12 protein-coding genes are annotated in these 16,597 nt (G+C 52.0%); all 12 read left to right on the top strand.

From position 1 onward, the window contains the following. Window positions 1–62 precede the first annotated feature (62 nt). Window positions 63–3,404: a PD-(D/E)XK nuclease family protein gene (locus C1A10_RS17540; protein WP_101911485.1), complete on the top strand. Its 3,342-nt coding sequence runs from the start codon at window positions 63–65 to the stop codon at window positions 3,402–3,404. Next, window positions 3,397–6,927, top strand: a complete 3,531-nt coding sequence (addA, locus tag C1A10_RS17535) for a helicase-exonuclease AddAB subunit AddA (protein WP_101911484.1) — start codon at window positions 3,397–3,399, stop codon at window positions 6,925–6,927. The genes C1A10_RS17540 and addA overlap by 8 nt, the downstream gene beginning before the upstream one ends. A 223-nt stretch (window positions 6,928–7,150) precedes the next feature. Continuing rightward, on the top strand, window positions 7,151–7,705 hold the full coding sequence (gene infC, locus C1A10_RS17530; RefSeq protein ID WP_242968967.1) for a translation initiation factor IF-3: 555 nt from the start codon (window positions 7,151–7,153) through the stop codon (window positions 7,703–7,705). Next, on the top strand, window positions 7,698–7,895 hold the full coding sequence (rpmI, locus tag C1A10_RS17525) for a 50S ribosomal protein L35 (RefSeq protein WP_101911482.1): 198 nt from the start codon (window positions 7,698–7,700) through the stop codon (window positions 7,893–7,895). Before infC ends, rpmI begins: the two co-directional genes overlap by 8 nt. A gap of 27 nt (window positions 7,896–7,922) precedes the next feature. After that, the gene (gene rplT / locus C1A10_RS17520) at window positions 7,923–8,276 is read left to right on the top strand and encodes a 50S ribosomal protein L20 (RefSeq protein ID WP_101911481.1); all 354 of its coding nucleotides are present in this window, start codon (window positions 7,923–7,925) and stop codon (window positions 8,274–8,276) included. Between the two features lie 62 nt (window positions 8,277–8,338). After that, window positions 8,339–9,139: a TrmH family RNA methyltransferase gene (locus C1A10_RS17515; RefSeq protein ID WP_101911480.1), complete on the top strand. Its 801-nt coding sequence runs from the start codon at window positions 8,339–8,341 to the stop codon at window positions 9,137–9,139. A 20-nt stretch (window positions 9,140–9,159) separates the two neighbouring features. After that, window positions 9,160–10,410 carry a DNA-processing protein DprA gene (gene dprA / locus C1A10_RS17510; protein WP_101911479.1) on the top strand — a complete coding sequence of 417 codons (1,251 nt, stop codon included), beginning with the start codon at window positions 9,160–9,162 and terminating at the stop codon, window positions 10,408–10,410. A 68-nt stretch (window positions 10,411–10,478) separates the two neighbouring features. Next, entirely contained in the window at window positions 10,479–12,596 is a 2,118-nt protein-coding gene (gene topA / locus C1A10_RS17505) for a type I DNA topoisomerase (RefSeq protein ID WP_101911478.1), read from the top strand. Further along, entirely contained in the window at window positions 12,593–13,912 is a 1,320-nt protein-coding gene (trmFO, locus tag C1A10_RS17500; protein ID WP_101911477.1) for a methylenetetrahydrofolate--tRNA-(uracil(54)-C(5))-methyltransferase (FADH(2)-oxidizing) TrmFO, read from the top strand. The genes topA and trmFO overlap by 4 nt, the downstream gene beginning before the upstream one ends. Continuing rightward, a complete protein-coding gene (plsX, locus tag C1A10_RS17495) occupies window positions 13,909–14,913 on the top strand; it encodes a phosphate acyltransferase PlsX (RefSeq protein WP_101911476.1) in 1,005 nt (334 codons plus the stop codon). The genes trmFO and plsX overlap by 4 nt, the downstream gene beginning before the upstream one ends. 1 nt (window position 14,914) lies before the next feature. Next, a complete protein-coding gene (gene rnc / locus C1A10_RS17490) occupies window positions 14,915–15,604 on the top strand; it encodes a ribonuclease III (protein WP_101911475.1) in 690 nt (229 codons plus the stop codon). Continuing rightward, window positions 15,601–16,596 carry an elongator complex protein 3 gene (locus C1A10_RS17485; protein ID WP_101911474.1) on the top strand — a complete coding sequence of 332 codons (996 nt, stop codon included), beginning with the start codon at window positions 15,601–15,603 and terminating at the stop codon, window positions 16,594–16,596. Before rnc ends, C1A10_RS17485 begins: the two co-directional genes overlap by 4 nt. Window position 16,597 lies beyond the last annotated feature (1 nt).

Raw genomic sequence — 16,597 nt, 5'->3', positions numbered from 1 at the left:
GTCTTTTTTTGCCGTCTTATGCTAAAATAGGATGCATCAAAGTTGGAAATGAAGGTGGAGACATGCTGCATCTGATTCTCGGGACGGCCGGAACAGGGAAGACGGACTTGCTGTATAAAGGGATACGGGATTGTGTAATATCCGGCAGGAAAGCCATTCTGCTGGTGCCGGAGCAGTCCTCATTTGAGAGCGAAAAAGCGCTTTACAGGCAGCTCGGCCCCAAGGATGCGCTGTCTGTGGAGGTGTTGAGCTTTACACGTCTGTGCGACCGGATTTTCCGCGAATACGGCGGATTGGCGGGCACCCATATGGAGGACACCGCAAAATATCTGCTGATGAGCGTGACCCTCGGGGAACTTGGAATGGGCGGAGGGCTCAGGATTTATAACAAAAGCAGTGGAAATGCCGCCTTTGTTTCGACCATCTGTGAAACAATCGGTGAGTTGAAGTCGGCGGGGGCCACGCCTGAAACGCTGCGCGGCGCGGCTGCGGAAAGCACGGACAAGGCCCTTTCAGAGAAACTGAAAGAGATTGCCTTAATTTTTGAGGCCTATCAGGCTGTTATAGACCGGGGATATAACGATCCTGACGACAGCCTGCCGCGCGCATGCAAGGCGCTGGAAAATGAGCATTTTTTTCAAGGCTATCACGTGTTTGTCGATGGATTTATGGCATTTATGGGCGCGGAGTGGAAGCTGCTTCGCTACATTCTGACCGACAGCCCGCATGTTACGGTCACGCTTACCTGCGCGGGGCTGGACAGTGGAGACAAAACCGGTGTTTTGGCGGCAGTTACCGCGACGGCCCACAGGCTTGTAGAGGAAGCGAAACGATGCGGCAGCCGTGTCGCGAAGCCGTTGGTGCTCGGACATGCTTACCGCTATCAGAACTCCGCGCTGGCCTATCTTGCCTCGGAATATCCGAAGGAACAGCCATGCCTGTGCGATTTCCCCACACAGGGCGTGACAGCGGTTGTCTGCGAGGATGTCTACGACGAACTGGAATATATCGGCGGGCAGATTGCGCTGCTGGTACAGGAACAGGGCTGCCGCTATCGGGACATCGCTGTGATCGGGCGGGATTTGGGTCGCTATCTTGTCCCTTTGCAAACAGTGTTTTCCCGTTATGAGATTCCCTTTTTTACAGACCTGCGAGCCGATATTCAGGTTAACCCTTTCGTAAACGGGCTGCTTTGCGCGCTGGATGCGGTGCGCAGCAATTTCGATTCCGACTATATGCTCTCGCTGGCCAAGCAGTGTATCACCGGGCTTAGTGAAATGGAAGCTGGTATGCTCGAAAATTACTGCTTTGTCTGGAGTGTCAAAGGAAAGGACTGGACCTCCGATTTTGTCAATCATCCGGATGGCATGGAGCAGACGCTTTCGGAGGAAGACGCTGTGCGTCTTGACGATCTCAACGCGGTGCGAAAAAAGCTGATGGCCCCGCTGCTGCGTATGAAAAAGCGGCTGGCGGACTGCGACGGACGCGAATTTGCCGCGGCGGTATTTCAGTACCTGACAGATTGCGGCGCTGTGGAGAATCTGACGAACAGCGCCCGGGAAATGCCCGAAGATATTCAGAAACAGTTCCTCGATACCGGCGCGCAGGTGTGGGATGTAATTATGAACCTGCTGGACGTATTCGGGGGCGCGCTTGGCGGCGTGCATATGCCGCTGTCCCGACTGATTGATTTGTTCCGCATGAGCATCGCCACTGCGGATATCGGAACTCTGCCTCAAACGCTGGATCAGGTCATTGTCGGAACGGCGGATCGCATCCGCCCAAATGCGCCGAAAGCCGTATTTGTCATCGGGTTAAACGAGGGGGAGTTCCCGCGCTGGTCCGTTCCATCCGGGATTTTTTCAGCCTCCGAAAGAAATCTGCTTGGCAAACACGGCATTGATTTACTGCAAACACCGGAACGCACCGCGCTGTTCGAACAGTATTTTGCCTATTTTGCCATCACGCAGGCTTCTGAAAAGCTCTGGCTCACGTGTCCGCTGAAGGATACCGCCGGAAATGGGCTGACGCCTTCCGGTATGTTCCGGCAGGTGGAAGAATTGCTGGGCTGCAAAATGACGTCCTCAACAGACGATCTTGACAGAATCTGCAACGAAAAGACCGCGTTCGACGTGATGACCAGGCATTGGAGAGAACGTACGCCGCGCCAGCAGGCGCTCAGGCATTTATTTGCTTCAACATCACCGCAAAGACTGCGGGCGCTTGAGCGTTTTTGTGATACGAAAGAATTTCACCTTTCCGGCCAAGATACGGCAAAGCGGCTGTTCGGCAGCGAAATCCGGATTTCCCCGTCGCGTGTGGAACGGTTTTACAACTGTCCGTTTTCTTATTTCTGCCAGTCGGGATTGCAGCTGAATCCACGCCGCAGGGCGGAATTCAACCCCATTGAATCCGGCTCGCTGATTCATCTTGTTTTGGAACAGATGGTAAAAAAGTACGGTGGCGGGGGGCTGGCATCGCTTGATCAGCAGGCGATGCGGCAGGAAATTTCCCGGATTATCCGCAGTTATCTTACCGAGCGGATCGCCGACCTTGATGGAATGCCCGCCCGGTTTCAATACCTGTTTCAGAGGCTGGTCAATACTCTGGTGAGGCTGCTGGAGCGGCTGGGGGAAGAATTTGCCCAGAGCGAATTCCAGCCGGCGGCATTTGAACTTCCAATCCGTGCGGACGCCCAAAACAAACCGCTGGAGCTGTATGCGCCGGATGGCAGCCGCATTCTTGTGGAAGGGATCGTGGACCGGGTTGACCTGCTGAAAAAGAACGGCACGCAATATATCCGGGTGGTGGATTATAAGTCTGGAGCGAAAGAGTTCAGGCTTTCGGATGTTTACTACGGATTAAACATGCAGATGCTGATTTATCTGTTTGCCCTCTGCGAAAACAGTTCGGGCGACGGGCAAGAGAGCATCCCCGCGGGTGTGCTTTATATGCCCGCGCGGGACAAGGTGCTGTCTGCCGAACGGCAGACGGATGAAAAAACGGCGCGGGACGCACAGGGCAAACAGATGAAGATGAGCGGCATCCTTCTGGAAAACAGGGAAGTTCTCACAGCAATGGAAGCCGGCCTTGCGGGCATTTTTATTCCCGTAAAGACCAAGAAAGACGGAAGCTATGACGCAAATTCCTCGCTTGCCAATCTGTCGCAGATGGGGCAGATCAAGGAACGGGTGGAAAGCCTTCTGTGCGGGATTGCCGAGCAACTGCACAGCGGAAAGATTGCCGCTGTGCCTGTGGACGGAGTTTCCCGCTATGCGCCCTGTTCGTGGTGTGATTATCATGCGATCTGTGCTCATGAGGACGGAGACGCGGTGCGTAAAATCACGGAACTGGACAAGGCGGCAGCATTGGAACTGATTAGAAAGGGTGAAACAGATGGCTGATAAACAGTGGACCCCTCAGCAGAGGGATGCCATTGAAGCGCGCGGTGGCACTGTACTGGTTTCCGCAGCTGCTGGCAGCGGCAAAACGGCGGTACTGGTGGAACGCGTGGTCGGGCGAATTCTGGATCCGGAGGACCCCGTGGATGCCGACCGCCTTTTGGTGGTGACATTTTCCAATGCGGCCGCGCTGGAGATGAAACAGCGCATTATGGCCCGCATCGCGGGGCTTTTGGCAGAACACCCTGACGACGCGAATTTAAGGCGCCAGCAGCTCCTTTTAACGCGCGCGCAGATCAGCACGATCCATTCATTTTGCCTGGAACTGATTCGCAGCAATTTCCAGCAGCTTGGTATTTCCGCCAATATCCGCATTGCAGATGAAAAAGAGCTGGATATCCTCAGAATGGACTGCGCGAAGGAATCGGTTGAACGGTTCCACCAGCAGAATCAGAACGGCGATTTCGGGCGTCTGACGGAACTGCTCAGTTCCGGGCGGGACGACAGCAAGGTATTTTACACCCTGTTCCGCCTTTACCAGTTTGTCCGTTCGCATCCGTTTTACCTTGACTGGCTCGACCGTATCCTGCTTTTTTACGGCGATGGCGTGCATGTGGCGGATTCTATCTGGGGAACCTGTATTCTCGATTATGCCGGCGACGCGCTTGATTATGCCGCAGGTCTGACGAGACAGGCACTTGACGTCATTTCAGGGGACGAAAAAATGTCCGCGGCCTATTACGATGCCTTTTCACACGACCTGCTGCAACTGGAGCAGACGGCGGCGCTGGCTGCCGCCCGTGACTGGGACGGAATATGCAGGAAGCTGGAAGTTTTCAGCTTTGATAAACTTGGGGCGCTCAGAGGGGAAGACCCGCGCAAAGAGACGGTACAGGCCCTGCGTACGCGGGTGAAAACGATGGTAAAATCCCTGCGGGAAAAACAGTTCTGCGCGACAGCGGAAGAATTCGCGGAGGACATTGCCTTCCTGCGTCCGCTGGTCAGTCTGCTGTTTGAACTGGTGAAAGATTTTGACCGCACCTTCACGTCGGCAAAGCAGCAGAAAAACCTGATGGATTTTTCCGACATGGAGCATTACGCCATCGCGCTGCTCGTGAGGCCCGCCGGTCCGGGATACGCTCCGACTCCTCTGGCGCATTCCATATCACAGCTTTATGATGAAGTTTTAATTGACGAGTTTCAGGATACCAATGCGGCGCAGGAGATGATTTTCAAGTCTGTCTCGCACAAAGAAAGCAACCTGTTCCTGGTCGGTGACGTCAAACAAAGCATCTACCGGTTCCGTCAGGCCATGCCGGAGCTGTTTATGGAGAAGAAAAAAACATATCTGCCTTATAACGGCTCCGATTTTCCTGCCAAAATTATTCTGGGGAAGAACTTTCGCAGTTCGCCGGAAATTACGGGCGGCATCAACTTTTTCTTTTCCCTTCTGATGAGCGAAAAAATCGGGGAGATCGATTATGATGAAGAAGAAGCGCTGATTGCGGGAGCGAAATTTCCCCAAGGAGAACAAAGAGGATGCAATGTCTGCCTTTTGGATATGAGCGATTACACCGGTGAGCAGGATAAGACCGCAATAGAGGCGGATTTTGTAGCGGATAGAATCGCAGGGTTGCTGGAAAGCCGCAGGCAGGTCACGCAGGACGGCAAACTCCGGGAGATACGGCCCTCCGACATCTGCGTTTTGCTTCGCTCTCCCGCCGGAAAAGCGCAGACGTATGTAAACGCGCTGAACGAGAGGGGCGTACCTGTCTGGGCGGAACCGAAAAGCGGTTTTCTCGGAACAAAAGAAATTGCGCCGGTTGTAGCGCTGCTGCGTGTCATCGGAAATCCGCTTTTGGACATAGACCTTGCCGCGGCAATGATGTCCGCGCTGTTCGGGTTCACCGCCGATGAAATGGCGGAAATCCGCATCGGCCAGAAACGCGGGCCGCTTTATACGGCGGTCTGCAGGCATGCTGAAAGCGGAAACAAACATTGTGCGGAGTTTCTTGCCGCTTTGCGTTCTCTGCGCCAGCTTGCCGAATCGGCCGCCGCCGACGAGGTAATCCGCAAGATCTATGAGCAGACTGATTATATGGGCAAGGTGCAGGCTATGCGCTTTGGGCAGGCCAGGCGTTCCAATCTGCTGCTGCTGGTGCAGTACGCCTGCGATTACCACGCGGGCGGCTATAAAGGGGTTTCCGGCTTCACAGGTTTTCTGGACCGCCTGCTGGAGCGGGGCTCCGATTTGTCTCCCGCCGCTGGATTGTCTGAGCGGGCGGATGCCGTGCGTATCATGAGCATTCACCGTTCCAAGGGTCTGGAATTTCCTGTGGTGTTTTTATGTGACTGCGCAAAGCAGTTCAACAAGGAGGACCTCAGAAGCAATACGCTCCTGCACTCCCGGCTGGGATTTGCCTGCATGCGGCGTGACTTTGAAAAAATGATCCAGTTTACCACCGTCCCCATGCAGGCGCTGCGTCTGGAACTCGAGCGTTCCATGCTTTCCGAGGAATTGAGAATCCTTTATGTGGCGCTGACCCGCGCAAAGGAGCTGCTGTTTCTCACGGGTACTGCGGCAAAGACGGAAGAAAAGCTGTCGGGACTTGTTTACGAGCCGGATTCCAGCGGCAAGCTGCCATCCTATCAGGTGCGCGGAGCGGCGTCCTATCTGGACTGGATTCTAATGGCCGCCGTTCATCATCCCGATCTGGAGGGCGTATTGGCCGGCTGCGGGGTTGAGGCAAGCAAAATCCCTGCCGACGCGCCGCTTTCACTGGAAATCGTTCCAATATCGGAAAAGCAGCCGGTTTGCGAAGCCTTGGAAGATTCGGAGCCGGCACAGCCAGATGCCGACTTTGAAGCGCTGCTGAAACGGCGGCTGGCATTCCGCTATCCTTATGAGGCGCAGACAAAGATACCGACCAAGCTGGCGGTCTCCCAGCTTGCGAAAGGAGATATGGCAAAAGCCTACCGGTTTGCAAGGCGTCCGGCATTTCTGCTTGAAAAAGGGCTGACCGGAGCGCAGCGTGGAAACGCGATGCATAAGTTCATGCAGTTTTCCGATTATCATGCCGCCGCTGCCGATGTGCAGGGCGAACTGGAGCGGATGGTCTCAAAAGGTTTCCTCTCAAGGGAAGAAGCGGATGCTGTTTCGGCAGAAAAACTGAAACGGTTTTTTGAGAGTTCTCTGGCAAAACGCATCTTTGCTTCGGGACAGGTTTGGCGCGAACTGCGGTTTCTGGCGGAAGCGGGGAGGGAACTCCTTGGCGAATACACGGGCATTTTTGATGCCGAAGGCAAAACCGCGATCCAGGGAGTTGCGGACTGTGTCTTTCTGGAAAACGGCGGAGCGATAATCGTCGATTACAAAACAGATTATGTGAAAACAGCGGAAGAACTGGTGCAGCGCTATCGTATCCAGCTTGATCTCTACCGGAAGGTGCTGGGCGAAAGCCTGGGGCTGCCGGTAAAAGAGTGTGTTCTGTATTCCTTTTCGCTTTCACAGGAAATCGTGCTGTAACAAAACATTTGCGGAAAAAATAAAATAGGGACGGGGCTTGACAGAATTTGCTGGACGTGATATTCTGTTTAGGTAAACAAAGCAGAACAGGCTCTGTTCTCACCTCGCCGTTCCTTGAAACGGTTGGTCAATACGGGTTTTCCTTTTGGATAAACGAAGTAATTGATGAGCGTGGGCAGTTTCTGTCTGCGCTCAGTTTCATTTTGATAGAAAGGCTTTGGAGGTGTTTCGCATTAGCAGTAAGGATTTGCTCATCAACGAGGAGATCAGGGACAAGGAAGTTCGTCTCGTAGGCACAGACGGCGAGCAGTTGGGCGTTGTGTCTATTGCCGCTGCACAGCAGATGGCAGATGAGAAGAGTCTTGACCTCGTAAAAATTGCTCCTCAGGCTGTACCGCCTGTTTGCAAAATTATGGATTATGGAAAGTATAAATTCGAACAGGCAAAACGTGAGAAGGAAGCCAAAAAAAATCAGAAAGTAATCGAAATCAAAGAGGTTCGGCTTTCATTGAATATCGATACCAATGATTTTAACACAAAGGTCAACCGTGCTATCAAGTTCCTTGAAGACGGGGACAAGGTGAAAGCTGCTTTGCGTTTTAGAGGCCGTGAGATGGCGCATCCCGAGCTAGGAACGACCATCATGCAACGTTTTACCGATGCTGTATCCGAATATGGCTCTGTTGAAAAGCAGCCCAAAATGGAGGGCCGCAGCATGGTAATGTTTATTTCTGCAAAGCCGGCAACCAATACAAAGGGAGGAAACAAGAATGCCTAAGTTAAAGACTCACACCGGTGCCAAAAAGCGCTTTAAACTCACCAAAAATGGTAAAGTGAAACGCGCCCACGCGTTTAAATCCCATATTTTGACCAAAAAAGATACGAAAAGAACTCGTCGTCTGCGCAAGGGTACTTATGCGGATAAGACCAATGTGGCAACGATCAAACTGCTTGTCCCCTACAAATAAATAGTATCATAACGGAGGTAAATAGATATGGCTCGTGTTAAGGGCGCAATGATGACGCGCAAGAGAAGAAAAAAGACATTAAAGCTTGCTAAAGGCTATTTTGGCGCAAAGAGCAAGCTTTTTAAAATGGCCAAACAGCAGGTCATGAAATCTGGAAATTACGCTTTTGCAGGAAGGAAGATGAAAAAGCGCAATTTCCGCAGCCTGTGGATCACCCGGATCTCTGCTGCCTGCCGCATGAACGGCATGAATTACAGCACTTTTATGAATGGACTCAACAAGGCGGGTGTCGCACTGAACAGAAAGATGCTTTCCGAGATTGCAATCAACGATACTGCGGCTTTCACCGCGCTTGTTGAAAAAGCAAAAGCGGCTCTCTAATAAGCGAAATGCATACGCCCGCGTCTATGACGCCGGGCGTATTTTGCTAAGGGCGTGATGGAATGAACAACTTATCCAAAGAAATTACCTCGCGGGATAATCCCGCTGTGAAACAATATGTGCAGCTTGCCGCTTCGCGGAAAACCAGGTACGAGCAGAGACTGTTTGTAACAGAAGGAATGAAGCTGACGGCGGAAGCATTTATGGCCGGCTACCCTCCGGAACTGTTTTTCGCTACGGAAGATGCGCTTGACAGGTATTATGAGGACGCACAGCCGATTGCGCTTAAATCGGCTGAATTTTTACGTATTTCACCTTCTGTTGCCGAAAAGCTTGCGCAGTCAGTGAGTACGCAGGGTGTCTTTGGCGTCTTTCATATGCTTGACAATGAAGTAACAGATGTTAAAATAGACTGTAACGGTAAATTTCTCCTGTTATCTTCCCTGCAGGACCCCGGCAACATTGGGACAATCCTTCGGACTGCGGCGGCTTTTGGCGTGGGTGGAGTCATTCTTTCCGAAGATTGTCCGGATTTGTACAGTCCAAAAGTTCTGCGTGCTTCCATGGGCGGCGTATTCAAAGTACCGGTCCGTGTAACCTCTGATCTGTGCGGCTGTGTCCGCAAACTCAGGGACAGCGGGATCACTGTTTACGCTGCCGCGCTGGATGACAGCTCGGTTTCTGTGCGTGAATTGTCACTGAAGGGTGGATGCGCGGTAGTCATAGGCAATGAGGGAAACGGCTTATCGAATGAATTGATTGGGCAATGCAGTCAGACAATGAAGATTCCGATGCGCCCCGACAGTGAATCCCTGAATGCGGCTATGGCTGCGGGAATCATACTTTGGGAAATGAACCGGTAAAACACAGCGGAGGAGCAGACATGGCCGACATAATCTACTGGATTTGGATGCAGCATGCGCTGGGCGCAGGCAGCATCAAAACAGATAAAGTGCTCAGGCAGATCGGGTCACCTGAGTCGCTTTATCGGATGACCCGGGAACAGCTTGCACAAAGCGGAATTTTTGCTCCCGGAGAAATTGAAAAAATCAAATCGGTATCTTTAGATGGTGCGAAAGAAAGTCTGCGCCTTGCAAAAAAGTATGCGTGCGCAATTGTTACGCCGGAAGATTCCAATTATCCTTCCGGCTTTAGAAATATCGAATGCATGCCCTGCGTATTATATGTAAAAGGCGACCTGACAGGGCTGAACGAAGAACTGCTGCTTACCCTCGTGGGAACAAGAGAGAGCACCGGCTATGGCGAGAATACCGCGCGCCGGCTGGCTTTTGATCTGGCTGCGGCTGGCTGTGTTGTTGTCAGCGGGCTTGCCGCCGGCATAGACTATGCATGCCATGAGGGCGCACTGGCGGTACACGGCCGTACAGTCGGCCTGCTGGCGTGCGGGCTGGATATTGATTATCCGGCCGCCAGCCATGACTTGAAACGGCGTATTTTGGATAGCGGCGGGGCATTAATCAGTGAATTCGCATTTGGGGAAAGGGCGGTCCGCTATCATTTTAATATTCGAAATCGACTTCTTTCCGGCATATCATCCGGTGTTGTGGTGGTGCAGGCACCGGAAAGAAGCGGAGCATTGAACACAGCGCGCCATGCGCTGGAACAAAACCGTGATGTTTTTGCGGTTCCGGGCGAAATTTTTGATGTGAGCATGGCCGGCTGCAACCGGCTTATTCGCGACGGCGGCAAAATTGTAATGAATGTTTATAGTATCCTGGAAGAATACATCAACAGATTCCCGGATAAAATGGACCCAAAGACAATTGTTGCAAAAATTCGCGGCGCTTCCGGTATTAAAATTGTTTCTCCGGCCAATATACCTAGAAAAATCAAACATGTCTCCTGTCATTCAGAATCCAGGAAGTTGTCTATGTTGGCTCAGGAATCCGAAAGTGCGGCAGCCGAAAAGCTCAGCGAACAGGAATTACAGAGCAGAGGGGTATCCGGCTGGGCGGCTGCGGTTTATGAATACCTGAGTACAGAGCCGGTTGATTGCGATTATCTCTTTGCTCAAACAGGTCTGACCGCGATGGAGACTATGGCGGCGCTCACAGAGCTGGAGCTGCTTGAACTTGTGAATAGCCTGCCTGGAAAACGGTATACAATCCGTTAAAAATAAATTCGTATACAACTGCGCAAAATGTGCATTGATATAAGCGTATCCCGAGAAAGGATGGTACCATGTCCAATCTAGTGATTGTGGAGTCGCCCGCAAAGGCGAAAACGATAAAAAAATATCTCGGCAAAGAGTTTGATGTAATTGCATCTATGGGGCATATCCGCGACCTGCCGAAAAGCAAATTAGGCGTTGACGTCGAAAATAATTTTGTTCCGCAGTATGTAGACATTAAGGGCAAAGAAGATCTGATTAAGGAACTTAAGAAGAAAGCAAAAAAAAGTGACCTTGTCTATCTTGCGACCGACCCCGACCGCGAAGGGGAAGCAATTTCATGGCACTTGGCTCAAATGCTTGGCGTGGATTTGACAAAGGATAACCGTGTAACATTTAATGAGATCACAAAAAGCGGCGTAAAATCCGGAATGGAGCATCCGCGCACGATTGATATCAAGCTTGTGGACGCCCAGCAGGCCCGCCGCATTCTGGACCGCATCGTGGGCTATAAAATCAGCCCTTTCCTCTGGCGTAAGATACGAAAGGGGCTTTCCGCCGGGCGTGTCCAGTCGGTAGCTGTACGGATTATTGTTGACCGGGAAGAGGAAATCCGGAAGTTTGTGCAACAGGAATACTGGAGCATCGACGCAAAGCTGGCGGCAAAAGGATATTCCAAGAAACCGATCTCGGCAAAATTGTATGCGGTCGACGGTAAAAAGCTGGAATTGACCGGTATACCGAATCAGGAACAGGCGCAGGCAATTGTCCAGTTGCTGGAAGGCGCCCATTATGTTGTCAGTAACGTCAAAAAAGGAATGCGCAAAAAATCTCCTTCACCGCCTTTCATCACCTCAACTTTGCAGCAGGAAGCCTCCCGCCGTTTGGGCTATCAATCCCGCCGAACCATGAAGGTTGCGCAGGAGCTGTATGAAGGCGTGGAAATTGAAGGGCTGGGCGCTACCGGTCTGATCACCTATATGAGAACGGATTCTCTGCGTATTTCCAACGAAGCGGCGGAGATGGCGGAAGCATATATTTTAGAAAAGTACGGAAAAGAATACCTTCCCAGTACAAGGCGGATTTTTAAAAGTAAAAAAAATGCGCAGGATGCCCATGAGGCAATTCGGCCCTCAGACCCGTCTCTGACGCCGGAGCAGGTAAAAAGCAGTCTGACATCGGAACAATATAAGCTGTATAAGTTGATTTGGGAACGCTTTATTGCGAGCCAGATGGCAAACGCGCTGCTGGATACTGTTACGGTTGACATAGAAGCCGCAAACTGCCTGTTTAAAGCATCCGGATTCACTGTGAAGTTTGATGGCTTTACAGTTTTATATGAAGATACCAAGGATTCTGATGACGAAGATACTGCCGCGCTGCCGCCTATTCAGACGGGGGATGAGTTGAATTTAAAAGAGCTTGCCCCTAACCAGCACTTTACGCAGCCCCCTGCGCGGTTTACGGAGGCGTCGTTGATCAAGACACTGGAAGAAAATGGGATTGGCCGCCCGAGTACCTACGCACCTACGATTACGACGATTCTTGCCCGCGGCTATGTTGAGCGCGAAGGGAAGTCTCTGAAGCCGACCGCTTTGGGGGAAGTTACCACGAGGCTGATGGAGGAGCAGTTTTCCAACATTGTCGATGTGGATTTTACCGCTAACATGGAAAAAAACCTCGACGCGGTGGAAGAAGGTACCGTTGATTATGTCAAAATGCTGAGTGATTTCTACAGTCCATTTATCCAGACGCTTGAACAGGCGGAAAAGAACATGGAAGGCACCCGCATGAAGGTGCCTGATGAGGAGACTGACATCATCTGTGAGCTTTGCGGCCGCAAAATGGTGATTAAGACGGGACGCTTTGGGAAATTCCTGGCCTGCCCCGGTTTTCCGGAGTGCCGAAACACAAAAAAAATTGTGAAAGAGACCGGCGGCTTGTGCCCGATTTGCGGCGGAAAAGTGCTTGCGAAAAAATCCAAGAACGGAAAGGCTTATTTTGGCTGTGAGCACAATCCGGAATGCTCCTTCATGACCTGGGATAAACCACTGGATGAGAAATGCCCGAAATGCGGTTCCACGCTTTATCAGAAAACAGGCAGGGGGGCTTTGATTCATTGCCTGAAAGAAGGCTGCGATTATGCCCGTGCGGTCGAAAAAAAGAGCAAGGATGACACGGAAGAATGAAGATAAGGGTAATCGGTGCAGGTCTGGCGGGCTGTGAGGCGGCTTGGGCGCTGGCGAATCGGGGAATTCAGGTACAGCTGCATGAAATGAAGCCTGAAAAATATTCCCCTGCGCATCGCAGCCCGAATTTTGCAGAACTGGTCTGCTCTAACTCACTGAAAGCACAACGCATCGGTTCGGCAGCGGGAATGCTGAAAGAAGAAATGAGGATGCTTGGTTCGCTGACCGTGGACTGTGCCTTGAAGACAAGCGTAGCAGCTGGCGGCGCACTGGCGGTTGACCGGGAAGCATTTTCCCGGATGGTGACAGAAAAAATCTCCGCACACGACAAGATCGAACTTGTTACCGGGGAAATGAAGCGGCTGCCGGAGGACGGCATAACCGTGGTCGCCACAGGCCCGCTGACGTCGGATGCTTTGGCGGAGGAGATTGGCAGGGTCTGCGGTGGCCTGCTCAGTTTTTATGATGCGGCTGCCCCGATTGTGACCTTTGATTCCCTCGACCGGGAAAAAGTATTTTTTGCCGCCCGTTATGACCGGGGCGAGGATGATTATATCAACTGTCCTTTTACCCGTGAAGAATATGAGCGGTTCTACGATGCCTTGCTGCATGCCGAGTCTGCCGAACTGCATGCGTTTGACCGTCCGGAAAATCATGTTTATGAGGGCTGCATGCCGATCGAGATGATGGCACGGCGGGGTGCCGATACCATGCGCTACGGCCCTTTGAAGCCTGTTGGGCTGCGTGACCCGAAGACGGGGAAACGGCCGTGGGCCGTCGTGCAGCTTCGCAGGGAAAATGCCGAAGGGTCCTTATATAACCTGGTGGGTTTTCAGACTAATTTAAAATTTGGGGAACAGAAACGGGTCTTCTCTATGATCCCAGGGCTGGAAACCGCTGAATTCGCGCGCTACGGTGTTATGCATCGCAACACATTTTTGAATTCGCCGCATCTGTTGGACAGAACCTTCCGCATGCGCGATCATAACGGACTCTATTTTGCCGGGCAGATCACCGGCGTTGAGGGATATATGGAGTCGGCAATGTCCGGAATTATCGCGGGAACGCAGCTTGCCCGGCAGTTGCAGGGAAAAGAAGCGCTCGAACTGCCGCGGGACTGCATGTGCGGTGCGCTGACCGCTTATATCAGTGATTGCGGATGTGCCGATTTTCAGCCTATGGGTGCAAATATGGGGTTGCTGCCTCCGAGCGAAACACGGGTTAAGGACAAGCAGCAGCGTTACCTTGTTGTCGCGGAACGCGGCCTGGCGCATTTAAAACAAGTGTTGGAACAGGAAGGGGAATTGAAACTATGAGGATTATTGTAGATGTCTTCGGCGGCGACAAGGCACCGGTGGAAATTCTGAAAGGATGTGCTCTGGCTGTTTCTGAGTATGGGGTGGATATTCTGGCATGCGGGAACGAAAAAGTCATCCACGAGGTCAGCCGGTCGGAACATATTTCCCTTAATCATATTGATATCACCAATGTGGAACGGGTGATTCCTGTGGAAGTCGATTCTACCGAAGTGGTGAAATCTTATGACGACTGCACAATGGCGGTCGGCTTGCGGATGCTTGCTAACGGCGAAGGCGACGCCTTTGTAAGCGCGGGATCCACCGGCGCAGTAGTAGTCGGCGCGTCCCTTTATGTCAAGCGCATTAAGGGCATTAAGCGCGCGGCGCTCGCGACAGCTGTTCCCTGTCAGGACGGGTGCTATATGCTTGTCGATATCGGCGCCAACAAGGAATGCCGCCCCGAAATGCTTGCTCAGTTCGGGCTGATGGGAAGCCTTTATATGGAAAATATTCTTGGCGTCGGGCATCCGCGCGTCGGAACGGTCAACATAGGCGCCGAAGATTCCAAAGGCCTGGAACTGCAGAAAGAAGCAAATGTTCTTTTGTCACATGCTCCGGTCAATTTTATCGGCAATGTGGAACCCCGCTATCTGCCCTTCGGCTGCTGCGATGTGGCGGTATGTGATGGGTTCACCGGAAATGTCATCCTCAAACTGACCGAGGGACTCGGTAAATGGTTTGCCGGTGAATTAAAGGGAATTTTTATGGAGGGCACCAAGTCCAAGATTGGGTATCTTTGTGTAAAAGACGGCGTGAACGGATTTAGACAAAAGATGGATTACAAGGAATATGGTGGGGCTCCCCTGATGGGAATTACAAAACCGGTCATCAAGGCACACGGCAGTTCGGATGCCCGGGCGTTTAAAAACGCGATCCGTCAGGCGAAAGAATATACGGAGCGCGGCGTGATCAGACAGATTGAAAACTCGCTGGCAATGTTAAAGACAAAGGAGGGCTGAAATGGAAAGCTTAAAGGAGATTAGTATGCTCGAAAAACAGATCGGCTACACCTTTCACAATCCGAAATATCTTGACATTGCGCTCACCCATTCGTCTTACGCCAATGAGGTAAAAAAGAACCTTTCCTGCAATGAGCGGCAGGAATTTCTGGGCGATGCCGTCCTTTCGATTATCGTATCAGACTATCTGTTCAATACGTTCCATCTTGCGGAAGGTGAACTGACAAAGCTGCGTGCGGCGATGGTCTGTGAAAAATCACTGTGGGAATTTGCCGAGGCAATCCACCTTGGCGATTACCTCAAACTCGGCCGCGGCGAGGAAATGATGGGGGGAAGGACCCGCCCATCGATTCTGGCCGACGCGTTTGAGGCCCTAATTGCCGCGATTTATCTGGACGGGGGAATTGAACCTGCCAGAAAATTTGTGCTTGGATTTGTAGTGGATGTTTTGGAGAACAAAAATACGTTTGCCTTCAACGATTACAAAACGATGCTTCAGGAGATCACGCAGAAAAATCCGGAGGAAAAACTCTCTTATGTTTTGGTGGAGGAATCCGGCCCGGACCACAATAAAAAATTTGTAGTCGAAGTGCATCTGAACAGCAATGTCATCGGCCGCGGCAGAGGAGCAAGCAAAAAAAGTGCCGAGCAGGCTGCTGCCAAAGAAGCCCTGAAACTGATGGGACAATGAAACACGCAAATCTTTCGATCTTTGTCCCGCATGTCGGTTGCCCGCACCAGTGCAGATTCTGTAACCAGCGAAGTATCTCCGGCGCACAGGTTCTCCCGGATCGTAAAGCTGTAAAGGAATTATGCCTTACAGCCGAGAAACAGCTTGACGGACGCTGCGGGAACGCTGAAATTGCATTTTTCGGCGGCAGCTTTACTGCCATCGACCCGGCGTATATGCTGGAGCTTTTGCGCGCCGCCGGGCCGTTTATACATGGCGGCGTATTCAGGGGCATTCGGATTTCCACCCGCCCCGATGCGATTGACCGTGAAATTCTTTCTGTTTTGAAGACTCACCACGTCACTGCGATAGAGCTTGGCGCGCAAAGTATGTCCGACCAGGTGCTGGAGATGAATTCCCGCGGACATACGGCAGCGCAAGTGAAAGAGGCGTCTTTGCGGATTTTGGACAGCGGCTTTGAATTGGGCCTCCAGATGATGACGGGACTTTACGGCTCTGATGAAGAAAAGGATTGGGATACAGCTTTGCAACTGGCAGCCTTAAAGCCTGACACAGTGCGCATTTACCCTACGCTTGTGGTGGAGGGAACAGCGCTTGCGGAACTTTGGCGTGCGGGAAGTTACTGCCCGCAGACACTGGAGGAAGCCGTAGCTCTTGGTGCGCGGCTTCTCGAGCTGTTTGAGCATGATTGCGCGATTCCTGTCATCCGCATGGGGCTGCATGCGCAGGAATCGCTGAGGGAGAACGTGCTGGCGGGGCCCTATCATCCGGCTTACCGGGAGCTTTGCGAAGGCAGACTGCTTTATAACCGCATCCTGAAAAGTATGAAGAAACAGGGAAATTATCTCGTCAGAATCTCCCCGCGGTCGGTCTCCAAAATTACCGGACATGGAGCGGGAACCATTGAGAAACTGCGGCAATTAGGCTATAATGTGAGTATCAGACAGGAACCCGGCTTGGTGGGACTGGACATCATGGTAGAGGAAGTGTAAA

Source organism: Marasmitruncus massiliensis (assembly GCF_900186535.1).
Lineage (GTDB): Bacteria > Bacillota > Clostridia > Oscillospirales > Ruminococcaceae > Anaerotruncus > Anaerotruncus massiliensis_A.
Note: the sequence above shows the minus strand (reverse complement) of the source record. Positions and strands in the feature narration are given on the sequence as shown.

Bases quoted from the DNA above. Each gene is read 5' to 3' on its own strand.
- rpmI (WP_101911482.1), top strand. From the start codon at position 7,698: ATGCCTAAGTTAAAGACTCACACCGGTGCCAAAAAGCGCTTTAAACTC.
- dprA (WP_101911479.1), top strand. From the start codon at position 9,160: ATGGCCGACATAATCTACTGGATTTGGATGCAGCATGCGCTGGGCGCA.
- rplT (WP_101911481.1), top strand. From the start codon at position 7,923: ATGGCTCGTGTTAAGGGCGCAATGATGACGCGCAAGAGAAGAAAAAAG.
- C1A10_RS17515 (WP_101911480.1), top strand. From the start codon at position 8,339: ATGAACAACTTATCCAAAGAAATTACCTCGCGGGATAATCCCGCTGTG.
- trmFO (WP_101911477.1), top strand. From the start codon at position 12,593: ATGAAGATAAGGGTAATCGGTGCAGGTCTGGCGGGCTGTGAGGCGGCT.
- C1A10_RS17485 (WP_101911474.1), top strand. From the start codon at position 15,601: ATGAAACACGCAAATCTTTCGATCTTTGTCCCGCATGTCGGTTGCCCG.
- plsX (WP_101911476.1), top strand. From the start codon at position 13,909: ATGAGGATTATTGTAGATGTCTTCGGCGGCGACAAGGCACCGGTGGAA.
- C1A10_RS17540 (WP_101911485.1), top strand. From the start codon at position 63: ATGCTGCATCTGATTCTCGGGACGGCCGGAACAGGGAAGACGGACTTG.
- topA (WP_101911478.1), top strand. From the start codon at position 10,479: ATGTCCAATCTAGTGATTGTGGAGTCGCCCGCAAAGGCGAAAACGATA.
- rnc (WP_101911475.1), top strand. From the start codon at position 14,915: ATGGAAAGCTTAAAGGAGATTAGTATGCTCGAAAAACAGATCGGCTAC.
- addA (WP_101911484.1), top strand. From the start codon at position 3,397: ATGGCTGATAAACAGTGGACCCCTCAGCAGAGGGATGCCATTGAAGCG.